Below are 22,915 nucleotides of genomic sequence, written 5' to 3'. Positions count from 1 at the left end.
TATTATTTGATTTCAACCGCAGAGGGCGGTTTTAATAGAGAAATCAAATAATAACAGCGATCGAAAGCCCAAACATTTCTCGCAGTTCCCCTATTCACTATCCCCGTAGTTCAGATCACAAATTTCCCCAACAAAAGCGACCGTTTGAAATCTCTCATTTCTGGATATGCTAGAAACAGAGGTTCAAACAAAGGGGGAGTTGAGGGTTATGAAGCAAATTATGCTCATTACTGACGGTTGTTCGAATGTAGGAGAAAGTCCGGTGTTGGCAGCGGCGCATGCCCTGCAGGAGGGAATCACCGTAAATGTGGTTGGTGTAGTTGATTATGGTACGATCGGCGAACTCGGAAGCCGGGAGATTGCCGACATTGCCAAGGCCGGGGGAGGCCTTAGCCGAATAGTCGGAACGCCACAACTGGCGCAGACGATTCAGATGATGACACGCAAGACCGTGGTTCAGACGATCCAGCAGGCGGTTAATAAAGAGGTAAAAAAGATACTAGGCGATGGCTCACTGGATCAGTTACCTCCTGTTCAACGTTCACAGGTTGTTACAGTTGTAGATGAACTGACAGAAACAACACCGCTGCGCATTGCACTTCTTATCGATGCCAGTGCTAGTATGAAACCTAAACTGGGTGCAGTGGAAGATGCTATCCGCGATTTGGCGCTCAGTTTGGAAGCACGGGAAGGTAAGAGTGAGATTGCTGTGTTCCATTATCCTGGAAATAACAGCAGCGAAGATGCCAAGCTTGATCTAGATTGGACCCATGACATGTCAGGTATTCGTACGTTATTCTCTAAATTACACATGAGAGGCGCGACACCGACGGGTCCAGCTATTTTCAAGGTGCTTGAACATTATCGTTATGATACACTGGATGAACATCGTGGACGCCGACTAAGTGATGACCACGACGAAAGAGAAGGGATGATTGGTGGGTATGTCGTCTAATCCGTCCTATCCTACTGGTACCTTAATTAACGGCAAATGGCGGGGTAACCGTTATGTCGTTGAGCGGATGCTGGGAAGGGGCGCGAACGGAACCGTATATCTTGTGCAAAGAGAAGGCAGACGGGAAAGGTACGCGCTAAAAATCGGATACGATACACTTGAACTTCAATCGGAGATCAATGTACTAACCTCGCTGCAATCACGGCGAAAGCGGAATGAGCATCGTGCTCGTCGTGAGAATCCATTGTCTTCTTATTTTTTGGAAGCGGATGATTTTGCGAATGGGGATAATGTCCCCTTCTATGTAATGAGGTATGTTGAAGGCAAACCTCTGCATCATTTTTTATCGAAAAACGGTCCCGACTGGTTAGGCCTGGTAGGGCTTGGTCTGCTTGATAAGCTGCGCACGCTGCATGAATGCGGTTTTGTGTTCGGGGATTTGAAGCCGGAGAACGTCATGGTATCAAAGTACGGCGAAGTGGAGCTGATCGACTTTGGGGGCACAAGTCCTATTGGTCGCAGTGTGAAGCAGTTTACCGAATGGCATGACCGTGGCTTTTGGAATGCAGGCAGCCGCACGAGTGATGAGGGTTATGATCTATTCGCTTTTGCTGTACTGTGCCTCCGTCTTTTGAATGAAGAGGGGCTCAAGAAAGCTGCGCTACAGCTGCCGCAGACAAGAAGTGTAGATGAGCTGTTTAAGCTGGCTAGAAATCTACCCGACAAGAAACTATCCTCTTGGATTTGTTTGGCGTTAAAAGGAGGTTTCACCGGTTCCGCAGATGCTACAGAGCTCTGGCGAAACCATATTTACAATTCGCGTAGAAAGCGTCCTGATAGTATGGACACACCTCGCTGGCTCAAAAATGCTTTTGGGTTATCCTTGTTTGTGCTTGCCTTTACAATTTATTGGGTATTTCGGTTTTGAACTTATACATATAGTTAGAGAAAAGGGGGGCCGCATATGGAGCAAATGAATGGACTGGTGGAGTCAGTATTGGAGTCAGCAGCCGAGCACGAGCTGTGGGCGCCCCATGACACCATTGTAGTCGCAGTTTCCGGCGGCCCGGATTCTGTGGCTCTTTTGCATGTTTTGCATGAAATAGCTTTAAACGTTATGCCACTTACCTTAATATGCGCTCATGTGAATCACGGATTTAGAGCGGAGTCTAAGGAAGAGGCAGAGCTAGTACGTGGTATGGCTGAACAATTGGGACTGCCCTTTGAGTTGGCAGAATTCGATATTCCCTCTTTGGCTAAAGAGAGTGGACTCGGCCCTGAGGGGACAGCACGCGAGAAGCGATACGAATTTCTGATTGATACCGCACACCGTTATGGGGCGCGCTCCGTTGCTCTGGCTCATCATGCGGATGATCAGGCAGAAACGGTGATTATGCGTCTATTGCGAGGAAGCGGTTTATCGGGGCTGTCCGGTATCAAGTGGAAAAGAACAGAAAAAAAGGTGGAACTCATTCGTCCATTCCTACGTATTAACAAAACGGCTCTTCTTGGGTTATGTCAGAATGAAGGTTTCACCTATGCCGAGGATGCAACTAATCTGCTGACGAAATACAAGCGGAATGCTGTTCGATTGGAAGTTCTTCCTTTTCTGGAAAGGTATAACGGCAGAGTGAGACAGTCACTTGTGCAGCTTGCGGAAATTGCAGGAGCTGAGGATGAATATATGGAGGCATCTGCGGTAAAATGCTTTGAGGAGCTGGTTTCGGAAGGGGAAGGGAAATATACCTTTAACAGAGCTTCATTTGCGGCCATACCCTCCGCTTTACAACGGCGTTTGATTAAACTAATATTAAATTATCTGTCGGCGGATCTATCTGCCCTTGATTTCTCCAAGATTGAATCTGTACGTCGGGGAACGCTGCAGAGCTATCCCACCACCTGGAGTTTGGATTTAGGTGGAGGCCTGACTTGTGTGCGGCAATATGATATCATCTTGTTCTCGTCCAAGCCCGCGCAGCAACAGGCAAGCTATACATATCGTCTGTTTTTACCGGATTCCAAGCTTAAGCTGGAGGAAATAGGTAAGGTGATGTCGATGGCGGTGCTGGAGAGAGAAAACTTTTTTGTACAGGGGGAGGATTATGGGAAGATGTCGGCTTGGTTTGACCGTGATGAACTGGTCTTTCCACTAACGATACGTTCCCGATTGCCTGGAGATACCATAAGAGTCATGGGATTAAACGGAAGCAAAAAGGTAAAAGATATTTATATTGATGATAAAATACCTGCTGCTGAACGCTCAATGATCCCCCTCGTTTGTGATGGTTTGGGCAATATCGTCTGGATTCCGGGCGTAAGACGCTCGATGCATGCCGCAGTAGGGCGGCAAACGACCTCGGTACTTCTATTGTCTCTAGCAGAGCTGGATGACCGTGAAGAAACGTAATGGTCGATGTAAGTCTTTCATAGTATAACTTAGGAGGTTTCGCAAGTTGCAAAATGATATTCAAGAAGTCTTGATCACCGAAGAGGAACTTCAGCAGAAAATTAAGGAGCTCGGTCGAACACTGAGCGAAGAATACGCAGGACGTACCCCTTTAGTCATTTGTGTACTAAAAGGCGCGTTTATATTTATGGCAGATCTGGTTAAAGCCATTACAGTACCTGTTGAGATGGATTTCATGGCAGTATCTAGCTATGGAGCATCCACCAAGTCCTCTGGTGTTGTCAAAATTATTAAGGATTTAGATGTATCGGTAGAAGGCCGCGATATCTTGATCGTTGAAGATATTATTGACAGTGGCCTTACGCTCAGCTATTTGATTGAGCTACTCCGCAACCGCAATGCTGCTTCTATCAATGTGGTTACCTTGTTTGATAAGCCCTCAGGTCGTACGGTTAATCTGGAAGCCAGCTATACAGGCTTCGTGTTGCCAGACGAATTTGTAGTAGGCTACGGATTGGATTATGCCGAGCGGTATCGGAACCTCCCATATGTTGGAGTACTGAAGCCTGAGATTTATTCCAATTGAACTATTGATTGCCTTGATCATACGGATCGGGCACCCTTGGCTTCCTTTATTTGAGGTGTCCCAAGAGGCTATGGTACAATAACTTGAGTGTTGCGAGAGGAGGTAGGGGATGAATCGGTTCATCCGGAATTCTGGTTTTTATTTGATTTTATTTTTAGTCGTGGTGGGTATTGTCCAGTTTGTGAGCAATGGAAATGAAGCCGCCGATTTCCCTAGATACGACGAGTTACGGCAGGAGATCAAGAGCAACAATGTGAAGGATTTGACGGTTCAGTTTGAGGGTAATGCCTTTTTAGTTACAGGCGAATATAGAGAGTTGCCTGCCGATACTAAATCGAAAAGCTTCTCCACATATATTCCTCCAACAGATGCTGCTATTAATGAACTGATTCAAGCCAGTGATGTTAATGGGATTGAATTAACTCAGAAGAAAATGGAAGGTACCAGCATTTGGCTGACATTCCTTTCTTCCATTATCCCGCTAGTCATTATGTTCATCTTGTTCTTCTTCCTGTTTAACCAGGCGCAAGGTGGCGGCGGTAAAGTCATGAATTTCGGCAAGAGCAAGGCTCGGTTATATAATGAAGAGAAGAAGAAAATCAGCTTCGAGGATGTTGCAGGGGCGGACGAAGAGAAGCAAGAGCTTGTCGAAGTCGTTGAGTTCCTGAAAGATCCGCGCAAATTTGCAGCTGTCGGTGCACGTATCCCTAAAGGCGTACTGCTTGTAGGCCCTCCGGGAACAGGTAAAACATTGCTTGCACGTGCAGTAGCAGGTGAAGCCGGTGTTCCTTTCTTTAGTATTTCCGGTTCCGATTTTGTAGAAATGTTCGTGGGTGTCGGTGCTTCTCGGGTACGTGATTTGTTCGAGAACGCTAAGAAGAACGCGCCATGTATTATCTTCATTGATGAAATTGATGCTGTGGGTCGTCAACGCGGCGCCGGACTCGGCGGCGGACATGACGAGCGCGAGCAGACACTTAACCAATTGCTGGTTGAGATGGATGGATTCGGTGGTAACGAAGGCATTATTATTGTTGCGGCAACTAACCGCGCTGATATACTTGATCCTGCATTACTTCGTCCAGGACGTTTTGACCGTCAAATTACGGTTGACCGCCCTGACGTAAAAGGCCGTGAAGCTGTACTTAAGGTTCATGCCCGTAACAAGCCGCTTACGAAAGATGTAAGACTGGATGTTGTCGCTAAACGTACAACTGGATTCACGGGTGCTGATCTAGAGAATCTGCTAAATGAGGCAGCATTGCTAGCTGCACGTCGTAACCGCAAAGATATTTCCATGATTGAAGTGGATGAAGCCATTGACCGTGTTATCGTGGGTACTGAGAAACGTAGTCGGGTTATCAGTGACCGTGAGAAACGCATTGTTGCTTACCATGAAGCAGGCCATACTATTGCTGGTTATTTCCTTGAGCATGCTGATATGGTGCATAAAGTTACAATTATCCCACGCGGACGTGCCGGCGGATATGTTATTATGCTTCCGAAGGAAGATCGGATGATCGTTACCAAGCAGGAGCTTTTGGATAAGGTTACTGGATTACTTGGTGGACGTGTTGCCGAAGAATTGTTTATTGGTGAGATCGGTACGGGCGCATACAGTGACTTCCAACAGGCTACGCGTATCGTGCGTGCCATGATCATGGAGTACGGTATGAGCGATAAGCTTGGACCTATGCAGTTCGGCTCTTCTCAAGGCCAAGTATTCTTGGGCCGTGATATTGGGCATGAACAGAATTATAGCGATTCAATCGCTTATGAGATTGATCAAGAAATGCAGAACTTTATTACTTCGAGCTACGAACGTTGTAAAGAACTGTTGCTCAAACACTCTAAAGAAATGCACCTGATTGCCAATACGTTACTTGAGAAGGAAACACTTGAGCTTGATCAGATTAAAGAGCTGATTGAACAAGGATTCCTTTCTGAAGATGGCAAGGCCGAGGGTGGCGAAGGCGTTGCGCTTGAAGTTGGCGAACCTGTCATTGATAATATCGGTGATGTGCGTGTCCGCATTCAAGGCAAGTCTGAAGATACTGATTCCACGCCTCCGAACCTATCAAAGGAAATCCCGAACAAACCTGAATCTGAGGGTAATGACGGATCTGATGATGACAATAAAGGCGGCGGAACTAGCCTTACCTAAGCAGGATCACTATTCATAAGATGTAAATTAATCCGGAGAGCGTAATTGCTCTCCGGATTTTTTATTTTAATTTTTAGGTAATTTCATGCTTGGAAGCCTGTCTAGTCACATTGACAGGGGCTGGAACGTTGTGTACATTAGTGATTAATATTACTTACTATTAACATCAGCTTATTCATTTTTTCGGATGATGGCTCATGCCATTTGATAACATCGCACCGGCGTAAAGCCGCGAAGATTTAAGGGGGAGAACAATCGGTGGAAGCTCTGGCACTTGAGCGTAAGCAGGAACAGAATCGAGAACTTCGTATACGTCTTGAACAGCTTAAGAAGGAAAGAAACGCAATCATTTTAGCTCATTATTATCAACGTGATGAAATTCAGGAGGTTGCCGATTTCCGGGGAGACTCTTTTTTACTCGCTCAGAAGGCTGCAGAGACTGATGCAGAGGTTATTGTATTCTGCGGTGTTCATTTCATGGGGGAAAGTGCTAAAATTCTGGCTCCAAACAAAACCGTCCTTATTCCTGATGAACGTGCAGGCTGCCCAATGGCAGATATGGTCAATGTAGACGGTTTGCGTAAGCTTAAAGCGCAACATCCAAATGCTAAAGTGGTGACTTATATCAACTCGTCTGCAGAGATTAAAGCGGAAACTGATATCTGTTGTACCTCTGCCAATGCCGTGAAAGTAATCGAATCCCTCGATGCCGAAGAAATTATCTGGGTACCCGATAAGAATCTTGGTCAATACGTACAAGATCAGACCGGCAAAAAACTGATTATCTGGGAAGGCTATTGCAACACTCATGATATGTTGACTGTTAAAGATGTAGTAGAAATGAGAGCGAAATACCCAGAAGCAGAATTTGTAGTTCATCCAGAATGTCGTCCGGAAGTAGTGGCCATGGGTGATTATGTAGGTAGTACTACATCCATTCTCGAGTATTGCCGGAAATCTGACCGTAAGCAATTTATCGTTGGAACTGAGGATGGTACAGGATATCAGCTTCGTAAAGATAGTCCGGATAAAGAATTCCATTTTGCTACAAAATTTCTTGTTTGTCCTAATATGAAAGTTAACAATCTAAAAAAACTGGTGAAATGCCTGGAGACGATGAAGCCACAAATCTATGTACCGCCTGCTGTCGCCGACAAAGCCAGAACTTCCCTAGAGCGCATGCTACAAGTCCGGTAGTATGCGCTACTCTTTCGTTGAAACAGGTGAAACGCGGTCATGATTCCACAATATTTGGTTGATTTTGATCTTCGGGATATTCCTAAAGTAAAGACAGATTGTATTGTTATCGGTTCAGGGATTGCCGGATTGTTCACGGCTATTAAAGCTAGTGAAGATCGGCGTGTCATTATGATCACAAAGAAATCAGTAATGGAGAGTAATACTCGCTATGCACAGGGGGGGATCGCAGCTGTAATAGCTGAGGACGATTCCCCTGCTTACCACCGGCAGGATACATTAATGGCGGGAGCAGGTCTGTGCTCATCCACAGCTGTCGATGCACTTGTTAATGAAGGACCAGATAGAGTTCATGAGCTAATTCGTTTAGGTACTCTTTTTGATAAGGAAGATGGGGTACTGGCTTTGACGCAGGAAGGAGCGCATAGTCACCGTCGTATTTTGCATGCTAATGGAGATGCTACAGGTTATGAGATTGTTCGTGCCTTGGCTGAACAGGTAGCTGAACATGAGAACATTGAGGTGTGGGATGATCATTATGTCATTGATCTCATCACTGAAGGTGGAGAATGTGTAGGCGCATTGTTGCAGCGTCCCGGCGGCGGACGGTTATTCCTGCAAGGGGATGCGACTATTTTGTGCTCTGGTGGAGCAGGACAATTATTTAGATACACTACCAACCCTGAAGTAGCTACAGGCGACGGGGTAGCCATTGCTTATCGTGCCGGGGCTCATATACGAGATATGGAATTTATTCAATTTCATCCTACAGCATTGAGTTATCCTGGAGCTCCTAGATTCCTAATCTCCGAAGCAGTCCGTGGGGAAGGAGCGGTATTGCGCAATATTAATGGAGAGCGGTTCATGGAACGATATCATGAGTTGCTTGAGCTAGCCCCACGAGATATTGTAGCTCGGGCTATTGTAAGTGAAATGGAGCTTACAAAGTCAACGTTTGTCTATTTGGATATTACGCATGAATCCCCAGAAATGGTGAAGCATCGTTTCCCTACAATACATGAGACCTGTATGGGCTATGGACTGGATATTACAAGTGATTGGATTCCAGTGGCTCCAGCTGCGCATTATATGATGGGGGGCATTAAGACCGATCTAAATGGGGAGAGTACGATTCCTCGCTTGTTTGCTTGCGGGGAGGTTTCTTCCACAGGCGTACATGGGGCTAATCGATTAGCAAGCAATTCATTATCAGAAGCAGTTGTTTTTGGACATCGTATTATTGAGCGGATTCGCCAATTGTCTCCGCTTGGACGTGATGTTACATCAGTTAGTAGCAACGAAGGGCGTGTTGATTCGCCAACTCAAGCTATTGTGGAACGCCGTTTGAAGCTACAAAAGGTAATGGTTCGATATGCTGGATTACGACGTAATGAAGAGACCTTGTCTAAGGGAATAGAAGAATTGAAACGGCAGCTACCCATCTTTGGATCCGTATTGACTAAACGTGAGGAATACGAGTTCGCTAATATGCTGACCTGCTGTTTGCTCGTGACAGAGTCTGCTCTAGCACGGGAAGAGAGTCGCGGGGCACATTACCGTGAGGATTACCCGCAGCGAAGTGATGATCAGTGGCGCAAGCACCTGCTTCAAATTCGCGATCTGGGAATAGTGGAGGAATTAAGCGATGATGTTTAATGGTTACAATGAAGAACTAGTACAATCCATTAAGGCTTGGCTGCGGGAAGATGTAGGTTCCGGTGATGTAACAACACAAATGACAATACCTGTTGGCCATGAATCTAAAGGGATTATTCATGCTAAAGAAGATGGCGTAATTTGTGGTATCCCGATTGCAGAGTTGGTTTTTGAAATTGTTGATCCTACGCTTAGCTTTACAGCCCTTGTAGAAGAAGGTCAAGCAGTGACAAAAGGGACTGTAATTATTGAGGTAGAGGGAAGCACACATGCAATTCTTACGGGTGAACGGCTTGCACTCAACTTGATGCAGCGTCTTTCCGGTGTAGCATCACGTACATCATCTTTCGTACAGGTGCTCGATGGATTACCGACTCGTCTAGTAGATACACGTAAGACTACACCAGGACATCGTATGCTGGAAAAATATGCAGTTCGTGTTGGTGGAGGCTTTAATCATCGCTTTGGTCTATATGATGCGGTTATGATCAAGGACAATCATATCAAGGGTGCAGGTGGTATTAGGCAGGCAGTAGGTCGTGCGCGGAAGAACATTCCACATACGATGAGCATTGAAGTAGAGACTGAGAACTTAGAGCAAGTCGAAGAGGCGCTGGCAGCAGGTGCTGATATTATTATGCTTGATAATATGTCTAACGAGATGATGAAGCAAGCGGTGGCTAGGATTAAAGCTAAAGCTCCACATGTCAAGACAGAGGCCTCCGGCAATGTATCGTTAGAAACGGTTCGTGGGATCGCAGAAACAGGTGTGGATGTGATTTCTGTAGGACGCCTTACGTACTCCTTTTCCAGTCTGGATATTAGTCTAGACCTTAATGCCAAGAAGGAAGGGTCCTCATCATGATGCTTGCTGTCGATGTCGGTAATACCAATATTGTTCTCGGTGTATACAGAAAGCGCGAATTGTTACATCATTTTCGGCTAAGTACTGCGCGCCAATCCACCGTGGACGAATATGGAGTGCTGATACACAATCTTTTTCAGATGTCAGGGATCTCTGTCAAAGATGTGGAAGGTGTAATTATATCCTCGGTAGTTCCACCTTTGGTTAAGACTATCGTGGATATGTGTATAAAGTATATAGGCAAAGATCCGTTACTCGTAGGACCAGGGATAAAAACGGGACTTAATCTTCGCTATGAGAATCCGCGTGAGATTGGCGCAGACCGGATTGTTAATGCTGTGGCTGCGATTGAACAATATAAATGTCCGCTTGTTGTTGTTGATTTTGGTACGGCTACGACCTTCGACTGTATCGATGCAGGGGCTAATTATCTTGGAGGAGCGATTGTTCCGGGTCTTGTTATTTCTACAGAGGCCTTATACCAGCGGGCGTCGAAACTGCCACGAATTGAGTTGGAGAAGCCTAAAAAGGTTATCGGACGTAATACAGTTCACGCTATGCAGGCTGGTATTATTTTTGGGTATGCAGGCCAAGTCGAGGGGATTGTAAAGCGTATCAAAATCGAGATGAACGCTCCGGAACTGAAGGTTATTTCTACTGGAGGCCTCGCTTCGCTAATTGCGGGGGAGACGGATTGTATCGATGAAGTAAATCCTATGTTAACACTAGAAGGATTACGAATTATTTATGACCGTAACCAATAAAGATAAAGAAGCCTAACGGGCGAAGAGATAGGAGGGCTATGCACCCAATGGAAAAAAAGAAGGATCGACTTATCCGTGGAACGGCTATGAATGGTAAAGTGAGAGCGTTTGCTGTCCGCACAACAGAATTGGTCGAGGAATTGCGGCGCAGACATGATACGTATCCAACGGCTACAGCCGCACTTGGACGTACAGTTACCGCTGCAGCCATGATGGGCGCTATGCTCAAAGGAAGAGAGAAGCTATGTATCATGGTCAAAGGGGATGGACCGATCGGGCAAATCGTTGCGGAGTCCAATGCGTTGGGAGAAGTGTGCGGTTATGTACACCATCCTCACATTCACTTACCTAGCAATAGTATGGGCAAATTGGATGTTGCTGGAGCCGTAGGAACTGAAGGGTTCATTGATATTATAAAGGATTTAGGTTTGAAGGAACCTTATCGAGGTAGTATTCCTATCATCTCCGGAGAACTTGCGGAAGATTTCACTTATTATTTCGCTGTTTCTGAACAAACCCCAGCTGCAGTGGGCTTAGGTGTATTAGTGGATACCGATGAGTCAGTGATTGTAGCCGGAGGGTTTATCGTGCAGCTTCTTCCAGGACTGACGGATGCGGAGATTACGGAGATCGAAAAAGCTCTAGGGGCTATGCCTTCCGTGACAACACTTCTTGATCAGGGCCTAGAGCCAGAAGAAATGCTGCGTTTTCTTTTGCCGGATGCCGTAGTTATGGATGAACTGGATATTAACTTTGCTTGTCAATGTTCGCGTGAGCGGGTAGAGCAGACATTGGTTAGCTTAGGGCAAGATGAACTGGAGAGATTAATTGCAGAAGATGAGCAGGCTGAAGTTGTATGTCATTTTTGCAACGAGGCTTATGTTTTTAATAAGGACGAATTACAGGTCATTTTAGAACAAGCGAAATCGTAGGGCATGGGATGATGACGAGACAGGAACGTGCACTTCGCAATACGGTAGTTATTCTGGCTGTTGCAACTTTAATGCTCGGGGGCCTATTGTTCTGGAGCTTACGCGCCATGGCTCTTCTAAAAGGGGATACAACAGAAAACGAAACACCGGATGCAGCGACTGCAGGCGGACAACCGATAACAGATAAGCAGTGGATGGATGAGCTCAAAAAAAAGCATGGCCACGAAGTGCTGGTTGGAATGATCAATCATATTGTTGTGGAGATGGAAGCAAAGGCTCTGGGGATTACCGTGACCGACGATGAGGTTGAGCAAGAACTTGCACGAACTATGGTTGGATACGGATCGGAAGAACAGTATTATGCACAAATGCAGTCTCAGCTGGGATTATCTCGTCAGGAAGTGTTCGCAGAAACGGCTTATCGTCTGACCTTACAAGCAATAGCCACTGATGGTATTACGATTAAGGAAGCTGATATCGATACTTATTTAGACCAAAATACGGAACGTTTCACTCCCAAAAGGGAATTGGAACTCTCCATGATTAAGGTTTCATCTTATGATGAAGGCGAGCAAGTAATGGATCGCTTGGAGCAGGGCGAGAATTTTGCTGATTTAGCTAGGGAAGTTTCCATTGATGCAGAGAGTCGGCAGCAAGGAGGCCGTTTGGGCAAAGTAGAGGAAGACGATCCTTTTTGGCCTGAGGGACTGCTTAAGACCGCTGCTAGTTTGGATGAGGGTGATATAGCGGGGCCGATTCAGGCGGAGGACGACTTCGCTATCATTCGACTAGAGAGTATTCACACACAAAATATTCCTGATCAAAAGGAAATTCGAGCGCTGATACGTCAAGAGCTGGCGTTGGAGCAAGCACCCCCTTTACAACAAGTAGAGAGTGATTTGCGCACGAAATATGATGTGGCAATAAATATTGACAACAGCCTGCAAGATTGATAATATGATATTAACGTAAAACCTACCGTTTTAGTCGGAAATAACTAACGGTGGTCTAATATCTATACCCCTTTATAGCAGTTATTATTGCATAATAGGGACACACATACAGAAGAGTAAAGTCACAATTTACGTTCTTATATCGCATTTATCATTCTAAGGAGGTTTTTGCTCATGGCTAAAGTCGTTAACAACGTAACAGAATTGATCGGAGGTACTCCGCTCGTTCGTTTGAATCGTCTGGCACAGGAAGGCTCCGCAGATATTTATTTGAAATTGGAATATCAGAATCCGGGATCAAGCGTAAAAGACCGTATCGCAATCAGCATCGTTGAAGAAGCTGAACGTGAAGGTCTACTGAAGCCTGGAGGTACAATTGTAGAAGCAACCAGTGGTAACACTGGTATTGGCTTGGCACTTGTGGCTGCGGCTAAAGGTTATAAGGCAGTTATCGTAATGCCGGAAACCATGAGCTTGGAACGCCGTAATCTACTTCGTGCATACGGAGCAGAATTGGTTCTGACTCCAGGATCGGAAGGCATGAATGGTGCGGTTAAGAAAGCGGAAGAAATTCTGAAAGAGAACCCAAGCTATTTCCCATCGGAGCAATTCAAGAATAAAGCGAACGTGAAGATCCACCGTGAGACCACTGGACCTGAAATCGTTGAAGCTATTGAGTCCATCGGAGGCCCACTGGATGCTTTTATTGCAGGTATCGGAACAGGTGGAACGATCACGGGTGCAGGTGAAGTGCTGAAGAGCAAATATCCTGACGTGAAGATCTATGCTGTGGAACCTGCTGCTTCTCCAATCTTGGCAGGAGGCAAACCAGGCCCTCACAAAATTCAGGGTATCGGAGCAAACTTCATTCCTGAAATCCTGAACCAGGACATTTATGATGAGATCATCCATGTTGAGAACGATGAAGCATTCGAAACTGCACGCCGTGTAGCTAAAGAAGAAGGCGTCTTGTCTGGCATTTCTTCCGGTGCAGCAGTATTTGCAGCACTTAAGGTTGCTAAAGACCTCGGTCCTGGCAAGAAGGTAGTTGTCATCATCCCAAGTAATGGTGAACGTTACCTGAGTACACCACTTTACAATTTCGAAGCGTAATTGTTTGCAATAACGTAATTTATAAGAGTCTTCATACCACTTTTCTGGTGGTGATGGAGACTCTTTTCGTTGATTTTATGGGCAAAAGGCTCTATGGATATATGACGACCTAGACGTGGTAATTTATTATTTTTGAAAAATGCTATGGTTTTTACTGAAGACTTAAAAGCCATAATAATTTCCTATAGCTGGGGGCTTTTCAATAATGCCTTAAGTACAGTATACTGACAGGCAATATACTACTGATGATTAATAATAAGTAATTGCTAGATAAAACTAAGCGAATGCTTACGAAGTAAGTTTTGTCCCGAAGATTAAACTGTAGGATTATGCTAGACAAAACTTAAGCAAATGCTTACGAAGTAAGTTTTATTGCGAGGTGATGTCTAAGATGTAATGGCTTCATAAAACTTTTAGGAGGATGGCTTTGGAAATCATAACGACATGGCATGAGTGGGAACAATGGGCAGCTGAAGACTGGAGCATGTTCCCCTTGATTATAAAATCACCCAAGTGCTCGGGGGAATTGCCCGCATCCTGGAAGAAGGCCTGGGAACTAGCTTCCGAATACTCCGTAGTGTTGGAGAGTGGCAAGGGTGGCCGCTATACGTACTTAGGTTTAAATCCTGTATCAATATTAAAAGGCAAGGGAGAAGGCGCTGAGGTGTTTAGCCTTTCTCCCGAATCATTGGGTCATACATCCGATGAGGGTTCACATGAGACAACAACGCTGCTAGGTCAGCCGCTAGAGCTGCTACAGCAATGGATGTCAGGTTTCACCTCGCCAAGTCTAAACGTTCAGGGCATTCCTCCATTTACCGGTGGATGTATTGGATTTATAGGGTACGATGTGGTTCGCTCATTGGAGCGTTTACCGTCTCTCGCACAAGATGATCCCGGTTTTCCTGATTATCTCTTTATGAGGATGGATGAGGTATGGATTTATGATCACGAAGAGCATGTGCTTTATTGTGCTGTTCACGTCCCGGTTCCAGCAGAATGTGGGGTGGAAGATTTGCAGAACCTTTATCTCGGTGCTATAGAACAGGCTGGGCGAATGGTAGAGCAGTGGCAGTTGGTATCCACTGCTTCGGGATTGAACGAAGAGGTCAAAGGTAGCATTGAGGCCCTCACAGATTCCTCAGGAGAGTGGCCGGGTATGACCTCGGCCTTCTCGCCTGAGAAGTTCCAGCAGGCCGTGCTGGACGTTCAGGAATACATCCGCCAAGGCGATGTATTTCAAGTGAACCTCTCGCTGCGCCAGGAGGCGCAGCTGAAGTCCTCGCCGGAGGATGTTTACGAATGGCTGCGCAAGCTCAATCCGTCCCCGTACATGGGGCTCTTGCGGTCGCCCGGCTTCGCGCTATCCAGCGCTTCACCGGAGCTGCTCGTCAAGCTGCACGGGGACAAAGTGAGCGCACGGCCAATCGCAGGCACCCGGCGGCGAGGCCTGACTCCCGCGGAGGATGCCGCCATGGAGGCGGAGCTTCGCGGGAGCGAAAAGGAGATCGCCGAGCATATTATGCTTGTCGATCTGGAGCGCAACGACATCGGGCGTGTCGCTGCGTATGGATCCGTCAGCGTGCCTGAGCTAATGACGGTGGAGCACTACTCTCATGTGATGCATCTCGTTTCGCAGGTAGAGGGCCAGGTCGCACCGGATAAGGATGCTTATGCTGTAATCGCAGCATTGTTCCCAGGGGGAACGATTACAGGCGCGCCCAAAGTAAGAACAATGGAAATCATTGAAGAGCTGGAACCGGTTCGGCGTGGGCCGTATACAGGATCCATGGGCTTTATTGACTATAACGGAAATATGGAATTAAATATTATTATTAGAACACTGGCTGTAAAGGATGGAGTCGGATATATTCAGACAGGTGCGGGCATCGTGATCGACTCTGATCCATACCGTGAATACCGTGAATGCCATAATAAAGCCAAAGCGGTAGTGAAGGCAGTACTCTGTAGTGAGTTACAGCAGGAATCCCAAACTACCAGCGGCGCCGAAGGGGGAGAAACACTGTGATCTTGGTCATCGATAATTATGATTCCTTTACGTATAACCTCGTACAGTATTTGGGTGAACTTGGGGAAGAGGTTAAAGTACACCGCAACGATGAAATTACCATTGAAGAGATTGAAAAAATGGCTCCCGATCATATTTTAATTTCTCCAGGACCATGTACACCTAATGAAGCGGGGATCAGTTTGGAATTGTTACATCATTTCAAAGGTATTATTCCGATCTTCGGCGTATGCCTTGGGCATCAGGCGATAGGCCAAGCATTTGGTGGAAATGTTATTCGTGCAGAGCGTTTGATGCATGGAAAGACATCCCCGATTCATCATAAGGGCACGTCGGTTTTTGAAGGTCTGGAGTCTCCTTTTACGGCAACGAGATATCATTCTTTGATTGTAGAGCGCGAGAGTCTGCCGGATTGTCTGGAGATTACAGCGGAGACTGAAGAAGGGGAGATTATGGCACTGCGCCATAAAGAATACCCTATCGAAGGTGTGCAATTCCATCCGGAATCGATTATTACGGATCATGGTCATACGATGCTGCGTAATTTCTTGAAACGGAGAGCCGGAGAAACGGCATGAAATATATAGGATTTAACAATGGTGTCATTGATGCAAGACAAGCCGTGGTTTCCGCGCTGGATCACGGTTTTTTATACGGCATAGGATTGTTTGAGACCTTTCGGACGTATGGGGGAGTGCCTTTTCTGCTGGAGCGTCATTTGAAGCGTATGGCAGAGGGCTGCAAGGAGCTTGGTATTCCATTTGCGCAGGATGTTGAACAGCTGCAGGAGTGGATCCAGCGTGTTATGGACAAAAATGAATTAAAAGAAGCTTATATACGCTATACCGTGACCGCTGGTGAGGATATTCTCGGATTACCTGCGGGCGACTATTGCGAACCCAATCATTTGCTGTACATCAAAGCGCTGCCGAAAGTATCCGAAAAGATATATAGCGAAGGCAAAGACCTGCAACTGTTGTCCTTACGGCGTAACACTCCGGAGGGAGCAGTGCGATTCAAGTCTCTGCATTATATGAATAATATTTTGGCCAAGCGTGAGCTTAGGGGCTATGCCTCTGCGGCGAATGGTGCTGAAGGACTGATGTTGACTGCACAAGAGATCATAGCAGAGGGCATTGTCAGCAACATCTTTTTTATAAAAAACAATATTCTCCACACTCCAGATATCTCAACTGGAATTCTACCGGGAATTACCCGGGAAATGGTAATGGAGCTGGCTCGTAGTGCTGGGATTAGGGTAGAAGAGGGCGCATATCATTGGGAGCAGTTAAAAATAGCCGACGAAGTATTTCTTACTAATTCCGTACAAGAAATTGTCCCGGTCACAACGCTTTGGGAAAAAGATAAAAAATTTACCGTTGGCGATGGCCTTTTCGGCAGAATGACTTCGGATTTGATTTCATTCTATAGAGAAAGGACGGGAATACCGAAATGAGACCAGCCATATTCAAGCGGACATACCGCTGTGGAAATACTGATTTGGAATTGGGAAATCGAACGCTGATTATGGGCATCCTGAATGTAACCCCGGATTCTTTTTCAGATGGAGGACTTTGGGATGATCCGGACAAAGCAGTAGAACATGCGCTACAAATGGCCGCAGACGGTGCTGATATTATAGATATTGGTGGAGAATCTACCCGTCCTGGTCATAAACCAGTGGGGCTTGAAGAGGAATTAGCTCGTGTATTGCCTGTCATCGAGAGTATTCATCGAGCGGCACCGCATATTCCGTTATCTATAGATACCTACAAAGCTGAAGTGGCACGCCAAGCTATTGCTGCTGGTGCCCATATCATTAATGATATATGGGGCTGTAAAGCTGATCCGGAAATGGCGGCAGTGGCAGCTGCTGCAGACTGTCCCATTATTTTGATGCATAACCGGCAGGACCGTAATTATATGAATCTAAGTGCGGATATGTCGGCAGACCTTAAGGAAAGTATTGATCTTGCTTTAGCCGCAGGAGTGAAGCCAGCAAATATCATCTTAGATCCAGGGATCGGCTTTGCGAAGGATTTTAATGAAAATTTGCAGGCGATGATGCTTTTGGATGGGTTGACTGAGTTTGGCTATCCACTGTTACTGGCGACTTCACGCAAAAAATTCATCCGGACCGTACTTAATTTACCCGCTGATGATATTGTGGAAGGTACCGCAGCTACAGTAGCCTTTGGTATTGCTCAGGGCTGCCAGATCGTACGAGTGCATGATGTGTCCCTAATAAAACGAACGGTCAAGATGTGTGATGCGATGTTGTATGCTGCACCTCCATTGGTGCGTGAATAAAGATATTTTATAAAAAGGGCGGGTTTAAAGATGGATAAAATGACACTGCATCGAATGGAATATTACGGATATCATGGTGTGTTTGAAGAAGAGCGTAAGCTGGGCCAACGTTTTTACATTGATTTGGAGCTGGAACTTGATCTACAGGGAGCGGGCCAGAACGATGATTTGAACCAAACCGTAAACTATGCTGAAGTGCATGAACTGGTCAAAAACATTGTCGAAATAAAGTCCTTTAAGTTAATTGAAGCTCTGGCAGAATATATTGCATCCTCCGTACTGGACACTTATACTGTTATCAATGCAGTAACGGTAAAGGTAACTAAACCGCATCCGCCATTCGACATTCATTTTCAGGGAGTGACTGTGGAGCTGCGCAGAACTAGAAAGTGAGAACAAAGTCCATGAATATACATTCCACCTCTGAAGAATCAGAGGCTTATATTGCTTTAGGGGCTAATTTGGGCGACCGTGAGGGCACGCTGTCAGAGGCTTTGAACAGACTGAATAATCATGATGAAATATCGGTAGTTCGCTGCTCCAAAGTCTACGAGACAGAGCCAGTAGGTTATTTAGATCAGCCGCAGTTTCTTAATATGGCAGCAGCTTTGCGCACGACGCTTGCGCCAGAGACCTTGCTGGAAGTAATGCTGGGGATCGAAACGCAGCTGGGTCGTATCCGGGATATTCGCTATGGACCGAGAACGGTAGATCTAGATTTATTGTGGGTAGAGGGCCAGACACTTGATACTCCGCATTTAACGTTACCGCATCCGCGTATGTTTGAGCGTGCATTTGTAATGCTTCCGCTCAGTGATATCGTTCCACAGAATGAACAGTCTTCCGGACTCCGCAAGTTGATTACAGCAGCGCTTCAAGACATAGACGGGAAGGAAGGAATTCGGTTGTGGACAACAAGCGTATGGGACGGAGGGTCAGGGCATTCCGCAAGCTAAAAGGCTATACTCAGCAGGAACTTGCGGATCTCACTGGGATTTCCTTGGCTGTGCTTGGCGCAGTCGAGAGGGGCAATAGACGTTTGGAAGATCAAATTTTAGATAAAATTGCGAATGTCCTAGGGGTTACAACCGAAGAATTGGTAAACCCTGACTCATAATTTTTAAGCAATTTAAATAGGAATAATGGAAGTGATACGAATGCTGAAGATTGGCGACATTGAGATGAAAAATCAAGTTGTTCTGGCACCTATGGCTGGGGTGTGCAATCCGGCCTTTCGTCTAATCGCTAAAGAGTTTGGTACAGGTTTAGTCTGTGCGGAAATGGTGAGCGACAAGGCTATTATTCACGGGAATACGCGTACTCGCGAAATGTTGTTTGTAGATGAACGGGAGAAACCGCTTAGTTTGCAGATTTTTGGCGGGGATAGAGAATCACTGGTGCAAGCAGCTAAAGTGGTTGATAAAGAAACCAATGCTGATATTATCGATATCAATATGGGATGCCCAGTGCCTAAAGTAACTAAATGTGATGCGGGAGCCCGCTGGCTTTTGAATCCCGATAAAATCTATGAAATGGTCTCTGCGGTTGTCGATGTTGTCGATAAACCCGTAACCGTGAAAATGCGGATTGGCTGGGATAGCGAGCATATTTTTGTCGAAGATAATGCACGTGCAGTAGAACGTGCCGGTGGCAAGGCTGTCAGTGTACATGGACGAACACGGGAGCAACTCTACACGGGGCGTGCGGATTGGAATTATATCAAGATGGCAAAAGAAGCGGTCTCCATTCCGGTTATCGGCAATGGTGATGTCAATACACCTGAAGATGCTCGGGCTATGCTTGATCAGACCGGTTGTGATGGCGTGATGATCGGGCGTGGTGCGCTAGGTAACCCATGGATGCTGTATCGTACGATTCAGTATTTAAGCACCGGGGAACTGATGCCTGAACCTGGATTGGATGAGAAGATTAAGGTTGCCATTCTTCATATGGATCGGCTGGTTGCACTTAAGGGAGAAGCAGTAGCCGTTCGGGAGATGCGTAAGCATATGGCTTGGTATTTAAAAGGCCTGAAGTCTGCTGCACGAGTGAAGGATGTGCTCATGTTAGAGACAGAACGTGATGGAATGGTGAAGATTTTGAATGATTTTGTCGTTCAGCTAAAGCATGAAGAAGAGAATAAGGGTAATGAAATGTCTGCTCCCGCAGTATAAACGTTGTTTTCCTTACGCTTTTTGAACACATCCCACTTTATATGTGGTGTCATTGACATTTTGTAGCGGTTCCAATATAATTTCACAGTATAAAATCGCCGTTACAGTAAGAGCAATGCAGCAGGGAGGGTTCTTATCCTCCTAGATTAGCATATAGTATGGTGTTTTCAATAAATGTATACGACAGGAGAATCGGTTGAGATGAGCGATAAAGAAGTCATCCTTACGCCGGACGGGCTAAAGCGTCTGGAAGATGAGCTGGAATTCCTCAAATCTGTGAAACGCCGCGAGGTTGCTGAACGGATTAAGGTAGCGATTGGCTACGGAGATATCAGTGAGAACTCGGAGTATGAAGACGCGAAGAATGAGCAGGCTTTTATCGAAGGACGCGTTATCACCTTGGAGAAGATGCTTCGCAACGCGCGCATCATTAATAGCGACGAGATCGTTACTGATGTGGTAAGTATCGGTGTTACTGTAAGTGTTGAAGACTTGGAATATGGTGACACTATGGAATACACGATCGTAGGTACAGCGGAGTCCGATCCACTGAATAATAAGATCTCCAACGAAAGTCCAGTAGGCAAAGCCATCATCGGCAAGAAAATAGGCACGATTGTTGACGTTAATACACCTGCAGGCGTTATTCAATATAAAATTCTCGATATCAGAATGAAGTAGTGTACAGATCTTATAGTCTGTAAATAGATGTGCTGCCGAATGTATAAGTAGTTTTGTTGTACGCAGGCAGATAAGGGAACATTGTTTGGGAAAGCTTCCTTAGGGAAGCTTTTTTTCAAAATATAAGGGATTTATATCTGCAAGGGGATGAATAGCATGACCGAGGAAACGAATAATGTGGAGAATGCAGAGAACGAACTTAGTGAGCTTTTGCAAATCCGCCGTGCCAAATTGGACGAGCTAAGAGGACTTGGTATCGATCCTTTCGGCAAAAAGTATGAGCGTACAGCTAACGCTGGCGACCTAGTATCGAAGTATGATGGACTTTCTAAAGAAGAATTGGACGAGTTATCTGTTGAAGTCAGCATAGCAGGTCGCATTATGGCAAAACGTGTTATGGGTAAAGCCAGTTTTGCGCATATCCAAGATCTCAGTGGAAGAATTCAGCTTTATGTTCGTCAAGACAGCATTCCTGAAACGCAATACGCAGCGTTCAATGTTCTCGATCTAGGAGACATTATCGGCGTTCGCGGAACAGTATTCAAAACCAAAACAGGCGAGACCTCCATCAAAGTGCATAATCTCGAAGTCTTGTCCAAGTCCTTGTTGCCACTTCCTGAGAAATATCATGGTCTTAAAGATGTAGAGCTGCGTTACCGTCAGCGCTATGTTGATTTGATTATTAATCCAGAAGTTCAACAGACCTTTATTGCTCGTTCAAGAATCATTCAATCTATGCGTCGTTATTTAGATTCACTTGGCTATCTTGAAGTTGAGACACCTACACTTCATGCGATTGCCGGTGGAGCTGCAGCGCGTCCGTTCATTACTTACCACAACACGCTTGAAATGCAGCTTTATATGCGTATTGCTATTGAGCTTCATTTGAAACGTCTTATTGTTGGTGGACTGGAAAAAGTATACGAAATCGGTCGTGTATACCGTAATGAAGGAATTTCGACTCGTCACAATCCTGAGTTTACTATGATTGAGCTGTATGAAGCTTATGCTGATTACAAGGACATCATGAACCTTACGGAGAATATGATCGCTCATATTGCCCAAGAGGTATTAGGAACTCAACAGGTCGACTATCAAGGCAAGCCGGTAGATCTGTCACCAGGATGGCGTCGTGTAACTATGGTTGATGCCGTTAAAGAAGTAACCGGTGTTGATTTCAGTGTTCATATGACAGATGAGGAAGCACAGGCTCTGGCAAAAGAGCACCGTGTACCTGTAGAGAAGCACATGTCTTTCGGTCATATCCTTAATGCTTTCTTCGAGCAATTTGTAGAGGAAACTCTGATTCAGCCTACCTTTGTAATGGGACATCCGGTTGAAATCTCACCACTCGCGAAGAAAAACGATGAGGATCCACGCTTCACCGATCGTTTTGAATTGTTTATTGTGGGTCGTGAACATGCGAATGCATTTAGTGAATTGAATGATCCGATCGACCAGCGTCAACGCTTTGAAGCGCAAATCCAGGAGAAAGAGCAAGGTAATGACGAAGCCCATGAAATGGACGATGACTTTATCCGTGCTTTGGAATATGGTATGCCTCCTACAGGTGGACTGGGAATCGGTGTAGACCGTTTGATCATGTTGCTTACCAATTCTGCATCTATTCGTGACGTACTGCTATTCCCGCATATGCGCAACCGTACAAACGAATAGTATTTATACAACAATGAGCACAGGGGAGCTGTCTAGCGGCGGTTCTCCTTGGCTACTGTTGATCAGAAAGTAAAGATTCTGGTATCGTTATGAGGATATATAGCTTAATACTAATTTGTTTGAAAAAAAAGTGTTGCAATGAATCTCTATACATGATATATTCTATTTCTGGCCGAGAAACACACATGCCGAGCTCGAAAAAGAAGTTAAAAAAAGAGCTTGACATTAAACGGCTGAACATGATATAGTATAAGAGTTGCTGCTGAGACATTAAACGGCGCCAACGAGAACTTGATCTTTGAAAACTGAACAACGAGTGAGTAGGAAATCACGAAAGTGAAATCCAAAATTAGAGAATTAATTTTCTCGTCAGATGTTTCAAAATGAGCATATCGCTCTTTTCAATACTAATTGGAGAGTTTGATCCTGGCTCAGGACGAACGCTGGCGGCG

At 45.6% G+C, this 22,915-nt stretch carries 22 protein-coding genes; all 22 read left to right on the top strand.

The genetic code is table 11. The features are described 5' to 3' along the window. Window positions 1-208: 208 nt before the first annotated feature. Window positions 209-955: a vWA domain-containing protein gene (locus PAENI_RS00110; RefSeq protein ID WP_042183866.1), complete on the top strand. Its 747-nt coding sequence runs from the start codon at window positions 209-211 to the stop codon at window positions 953-955. Further along, window positions 945-1,883: a serine/threonine protein kinase gene (locus PAENI_RS00105; RefSeq protein ID WP_188114442.1), complete on the top strand. Its 939-nt coding sequence runs from the start codon at window positions 945-947 to the stop codon at window positions 1,881-1,883. The genes PAENI_RS00110 and PAENI_RS00105 overlap by 11 nt, the downstream gene beginning before the upstream one ends. Window positions 1,884-1,919: 36 nt before the next feature. Beyond that, window positions 1,920-3,362, top strand: a complete 1,443-nt coding sequence (gene tilS / locus PAENI_RS00100) for a tRNA lysidine(34) synthetase TilS (RefSeq protein ID WP_149643861.1) — start codon at window positions 1,920-1,922, stop codon at window positions 3,360-3,362. A 46-nt stretch (window positions 3,363-3,408) separates the two neighbouring features. Next, complete coding sequence (hpt, locus tag PAENI_RS00095) at window positions 3,409-3,948, top strand: hypoxanthine phosphoribosyltransferase (protein ID WP_042183870.1); 540 nt, start codon at window positions 3,409-3,411, stop codon at window positions 3,946-3,948. 109 nt (window positions 3,949-4,057) lie between these two features. After that, entirely contained in the window at window positions 4,058-6,112 is a 2,055-nt protein-coding gene (gene ftsH / locus PAENI_RS00090; protein WP_149643860.1) for an ATP-dependent zinc metalloprotease FtsH, read from the top strand. A gap of 258 nt (window positions 6,113-6,370) precedes the next feature. Beyond that, entirely contained in the window at window positions 6,371-7,309 is a 939-nt protein-coding gene (gene nadA / locus PAENI_RS00085) for a quinolinate synthase NadA (protein ID WP_042183878.1), read from the top strand. Between the two features lie 39 nt (window positions 7,310-7,348). Next, window positions 7,349-8,965, top strand: a complete 1,617-nt coding sequence (gene nadB / locus PAENI_RS00080) for an L-aspartate oxidase (RefSeq protein WP_076286871.1) — start codon at window positions 7,349-7,351, stop codon at window positions 8,963-8,965. Then, on the top strand, window positions 8,955-9,830 hold the full coding sequence (gene nadC, locus PAENI_RS00075; RefSeq protein WP_042183890.1) for a carboxylating nicotinate-nucleotide diphosphorylase: 876 nt from the start codon (window positions 8,955-8,957) through the stop codon (window positions 9,828-9,830). The genes nadB and nadC overlap by 11 nt, the downstream gene beginning before the upstream one ends. Then, a complete protein-coding gene (locus PAENI_RS00070; RefSeq protein WP_042183892.1) occupies window positions 9,827-10,594 on the top strand; it encodes a type III pantothenate kinase in 768 nt (255 codons plus the stop codon). The genes nadC and PAENI_RS00070 overlap by 4 nt, the downstream gene beginning before the upstream one ends. A 47-nt stretch (window positions 10,595-10,641) precedes the next feature. Further along, complete coding sequence (hslO, locus tag PAENI_RS00065; RefSeq protein ID WP_042183894.1) at window positions 10,642-11,526, top strand: Hsp33 family molecular chaperone HslO; 885 nt, start codon at window positions 10,642-10,644, stop codon at window positions 11,524-11,526. Between the two features lie 8 nt (window positions 11,527-11,534). Then, window positions 11,535-12,479 carry a peptidylprolyl isomerase gene (locus tag PAENI_RS00060; protein WP_149643859.1) on the top strand — a complete coding sequence of 315 codons (945 nt, stop codon included), beginning with the start codon at window positions 11,535-11,537 and terminating at the stop codon, window positions 12,477-12,479. Window positions 12,480-12,653: 174 nt separating this feature from the next. After that, the gene (cysK, locus tag PAENI_RS00055) at window positions 12,654-13,592 is read left to right on the top strand and encodes a cysteine synthase A (RefSeq protein WP_042123166.1); all 939 of its coding nucleotides are present in this window, start codon (window positions 12,654-12,656) and stop codon (window positions 13,590-13,592) included. Window positions 13,593-14,013: 421 nt separating this feature from the next. Then, window positions 14,014-15,621: an anthranilate synthase component I family protein gene (locus tag PAENI_RS00050; RefSeq protein ID WP_149643858.1), complete on the top strand. Its 1,608-nt coding sequence runs from the start codon at window positions 14,014-14,016 to the stop codon at window positions 15,619-15,621. Beyond that, the gene (gene pabA, locus PAENI_RS00045) at window positions 15,618-16,199 is read left to right on the top strand and encodes an aminodeoxychorismate/anthranilate synthase component II (RefSeq protein WP_042123170.1); all 582 of its coding nucleotides are present in this window, start codon (window positions 15,618-15,620) and stop codon (window positions 16,197-16,199) included. The genes PAENI_RS00050 and pabA overlap by 4 nt, the downstream gene beginning before the upstream one ends. Next, window positions 16,196-17,077 (top strand): aminotransferase class IV, encoded by an 882-nt coding sequence (locus PAENI_RS00040; protein WP_149643857.1) that lies wholly within the window; start codon window positions 16,196-16,198, stop codon window positions 17,075-17,077. The genes pabA and PAENI_RS00040 overlap by 4 nt, the downstream gene beginning before the upstream one ends. Continuing rightward, the gene (folP, locus tag PAENI_RS00035; protein WP_149643856.1) at window positions 17,074-17,931 is read left to right on the top strand and encodes a dihydropteroate synthase; all 858 of its coding nucleotides are present in this window, start codon (window positions 17,074-17,076) and stop codon (window positions 17,929-17,931) included. Before PAENI_RS00040 ends, folP begins: the two co-directional genes overlap by 4 nt. Before the next feature lie 30 nt (window positions 17,932-17,961). Continuing rightward, window positions 17,962-18,324 carry a dihydroneopterin aldolase gene (folB, locus tag PAENI_RS00030; RefSeq protein ID WP_042183904.1) on the top strand — a complete coding sequence of 121 codons (363 nt, stop codon included), beginning with the start codon at window positions 17,962-17,964 and terminating at the stop codon, window positions 18,322-18,324. A gap of 11 nt (window positions 18,325-18,335) precedes the next feature. Then, window positions 18,336-18,887 (top strand): 2-amino-4-hydroxy-6-hydroxymethyldihydropteridine diphosphokinase, encoded by a 552-nt coding sequence (gene folK, locus PAENI_RS00025; protein ID WP_076286864.1) that lies wholly within the window; start codon window positions 18,336-18,338, stop codon window positions 18,885-18,887. Continuing rightward, entirely contained in the window at window positions 18,854-19,048 is a 195-nt protein-coding gene (locus PAENI_RS00020) for a helix-turn-helix domain-containing protein (protein WP_234540301.1), read from the top strand. Before folK ends, PAENI_RS00020 begins: the two co-directional genes overlap by 34 nt. A gap of 40 nt (window positions 19,049-19,088) precedes the next feature. Continuing rightward, window positions 19,089-20,105, top strand: coding sequence for a tRNA dihydrouridine synthase DusB (gene dusB / locus PAENI_RS00015; RefSeq protein ID WP_149643855.1), 1,017 nt, complete (start codon window positions 19,089-19,091; stop codon window positions 20,103-20,105). A gap of 201 nt (window positions 20,106-20,306) precedes the next feature. Continuing rightward, window positions 20,307-20,786, top strand: coding sequence for a transcription elongation factor GreA (greA, locus tag PAENI_RS00010; protein WP_042183910.1), 480 nt, complete (start codon window positions 20,307-20,309; stop codon window positions 20,784-20,786). A 156-nt stretch (window positions 20,787-20,942) separates the two neighbouring features. Next, a complete protein-coding gene (gene lysS, locus PAENI_RS00005) occupies window positions 20,943-22,463 on the top strand; it encodes a lysine--tRNA ligase (protein ID WP_149643854.1) in 1,521 nt (506 codons plus the stop codon). Window positions 22,464-22,915: the final 452 nt, after the last annotated feature.

Source organism: Paenibacillus sp. B2(2019), from assembly GCF_008370385.1.
Lineage (GTDB): Bacteria > Bacillota > Bacilli > Paenibacillales > Paenibacillaceae > Paenibacillus_AQ.
Note: the sequence above shows the minus strand (reverse complement) of the source record. Positions and strands in the feature narration are given on the sequence as shown.

Excerpts from the sequence above, each read along its gene's own strand:
- folP (WP_149643856.1), top strand. The coding sequence starts at position 17,074 with ATGAGACCAGCCATATTCAAGCGGACATACCGCTGTGGAAATACTGAT.
- PAENI_RS00110 (WP_042183866.1), top strand. The coding sequence starts at position 209 with ATGAAGCAAATTATGCTCATTACTGACGGTTGTTCGAATGTAGGAGAA.
- cysK (WP_042123166.1), top strand. The coding sequence starts at position 12,654 with ATGGCTAAAGTCGTTAACAACGTAACAGAATTGATCGGAGGTACTCCG.
- PAENI_RS00040 (WP_149643857.1), top strand. The coding sequence starts at position 16,196 with ATGAAATATATAGGATTTAACAATGGTGTCATTGATGCAAGACAAGCC.
- nadB (WP_076286871.1), top strand. The coding sequence starts at position 7,349 with ATGATTCCACAATATTTGGTTGATTTTGATCTTCGGGATATTCCTAAA.
- dusB (WP_149643855.1), top strand. The coding sequence starts at position 19,089 with ATGCTGAAGATTGGCGACATTGAGATGAAAAATCAAGTTGTTCTGGCA.
- tilS (WP_149643861.1), top strand. The coding sequence starts at position 1,920 with ATGGAGCAAATGAATGGACTGGTGGAGTCAGTATTGGAGTCAGCAGCC.
- folK (WP_076286864.1), top strand. The coding sequence starts at position 18,336 with ATGAATATACATTCCACCTCTGAAGAATCAGAGGCTTATATTGCTTTA.
- PAENI_RS00060 (WP_149643859.1), top strand. The coding sequence starts at position 11,535 with ATGATGACGAGACAGGAACGTGCACTTCGCAATACGGTAGTTATTCTG.
- nadC (WP_042183890.1), top strand. The coding sequence starts at position 8,955 with ATGATGTTTAATGGTTACAATGAAGAACTAGTACAATCCATTAAGGCT.
- ftsH (WP_149643860.1), top strand. The coding sequence starts at position 4,058 with ATGAATCGGTTCATCCGGAATTCTGGTTTTTATTTGATTTTATTTTTA.
- hslO (WP_042183894.1), top strand. The coding sequence starts at position 10,642 with ATGGAAAAAAAGAAGGATCGACTTATCCGTGGAACGGCTATGAATGGT.
- greA (WP_042183910.1), top strand. The coding sequence starts at position 20,307 with ATGAGCGATAAAGAAGTCATCCTTACGCCGGACGGGCTAAAGCGTCTG.
- PAENI_RS00070 (WP_042183892.1), top strand. The coding sequence starts at position 9,827 with ATGATGCTTGCTGTCGATGTCGGTAATACCAATATTGTTCTCGGTGTA.
- PAENI_RS00020 (WP_234540301.1), top strand. The coding sequence starts at position 18,854 with ATGGGACGGAGGGTCAGGGCATTCCGCAAGCTAAAAGGCTATACTCAG.
- PAENI_RS00050 (WP_149643858.1), top strand. The coding sequence starts at position 14,014 with ATGGCTTTGGAAATCATAACGACATGGCATGAGTGGGAACAATGGGCA.
- lysS (WP_149643854.1), top strand. The coding sequence starts at position 20,943 with ATGACCGAGGAAACGAATAATGTGGAGAATGCAGAGAACGAACTTAGT.
- folB (WP_042183904.1), top strand. The coding sequence starts at position 17,962 with ATGGATAAAATGACACTGCATCGAATGGAATATTACGGATATCATGGT.
- PAENI_RS00105 (WP_188114442.1), top strand. The coding sequence starts at position 945 with ATGTCGTCTAATCCGTCCTATCCTACTGGTACCTTAATTAACGGCAAA.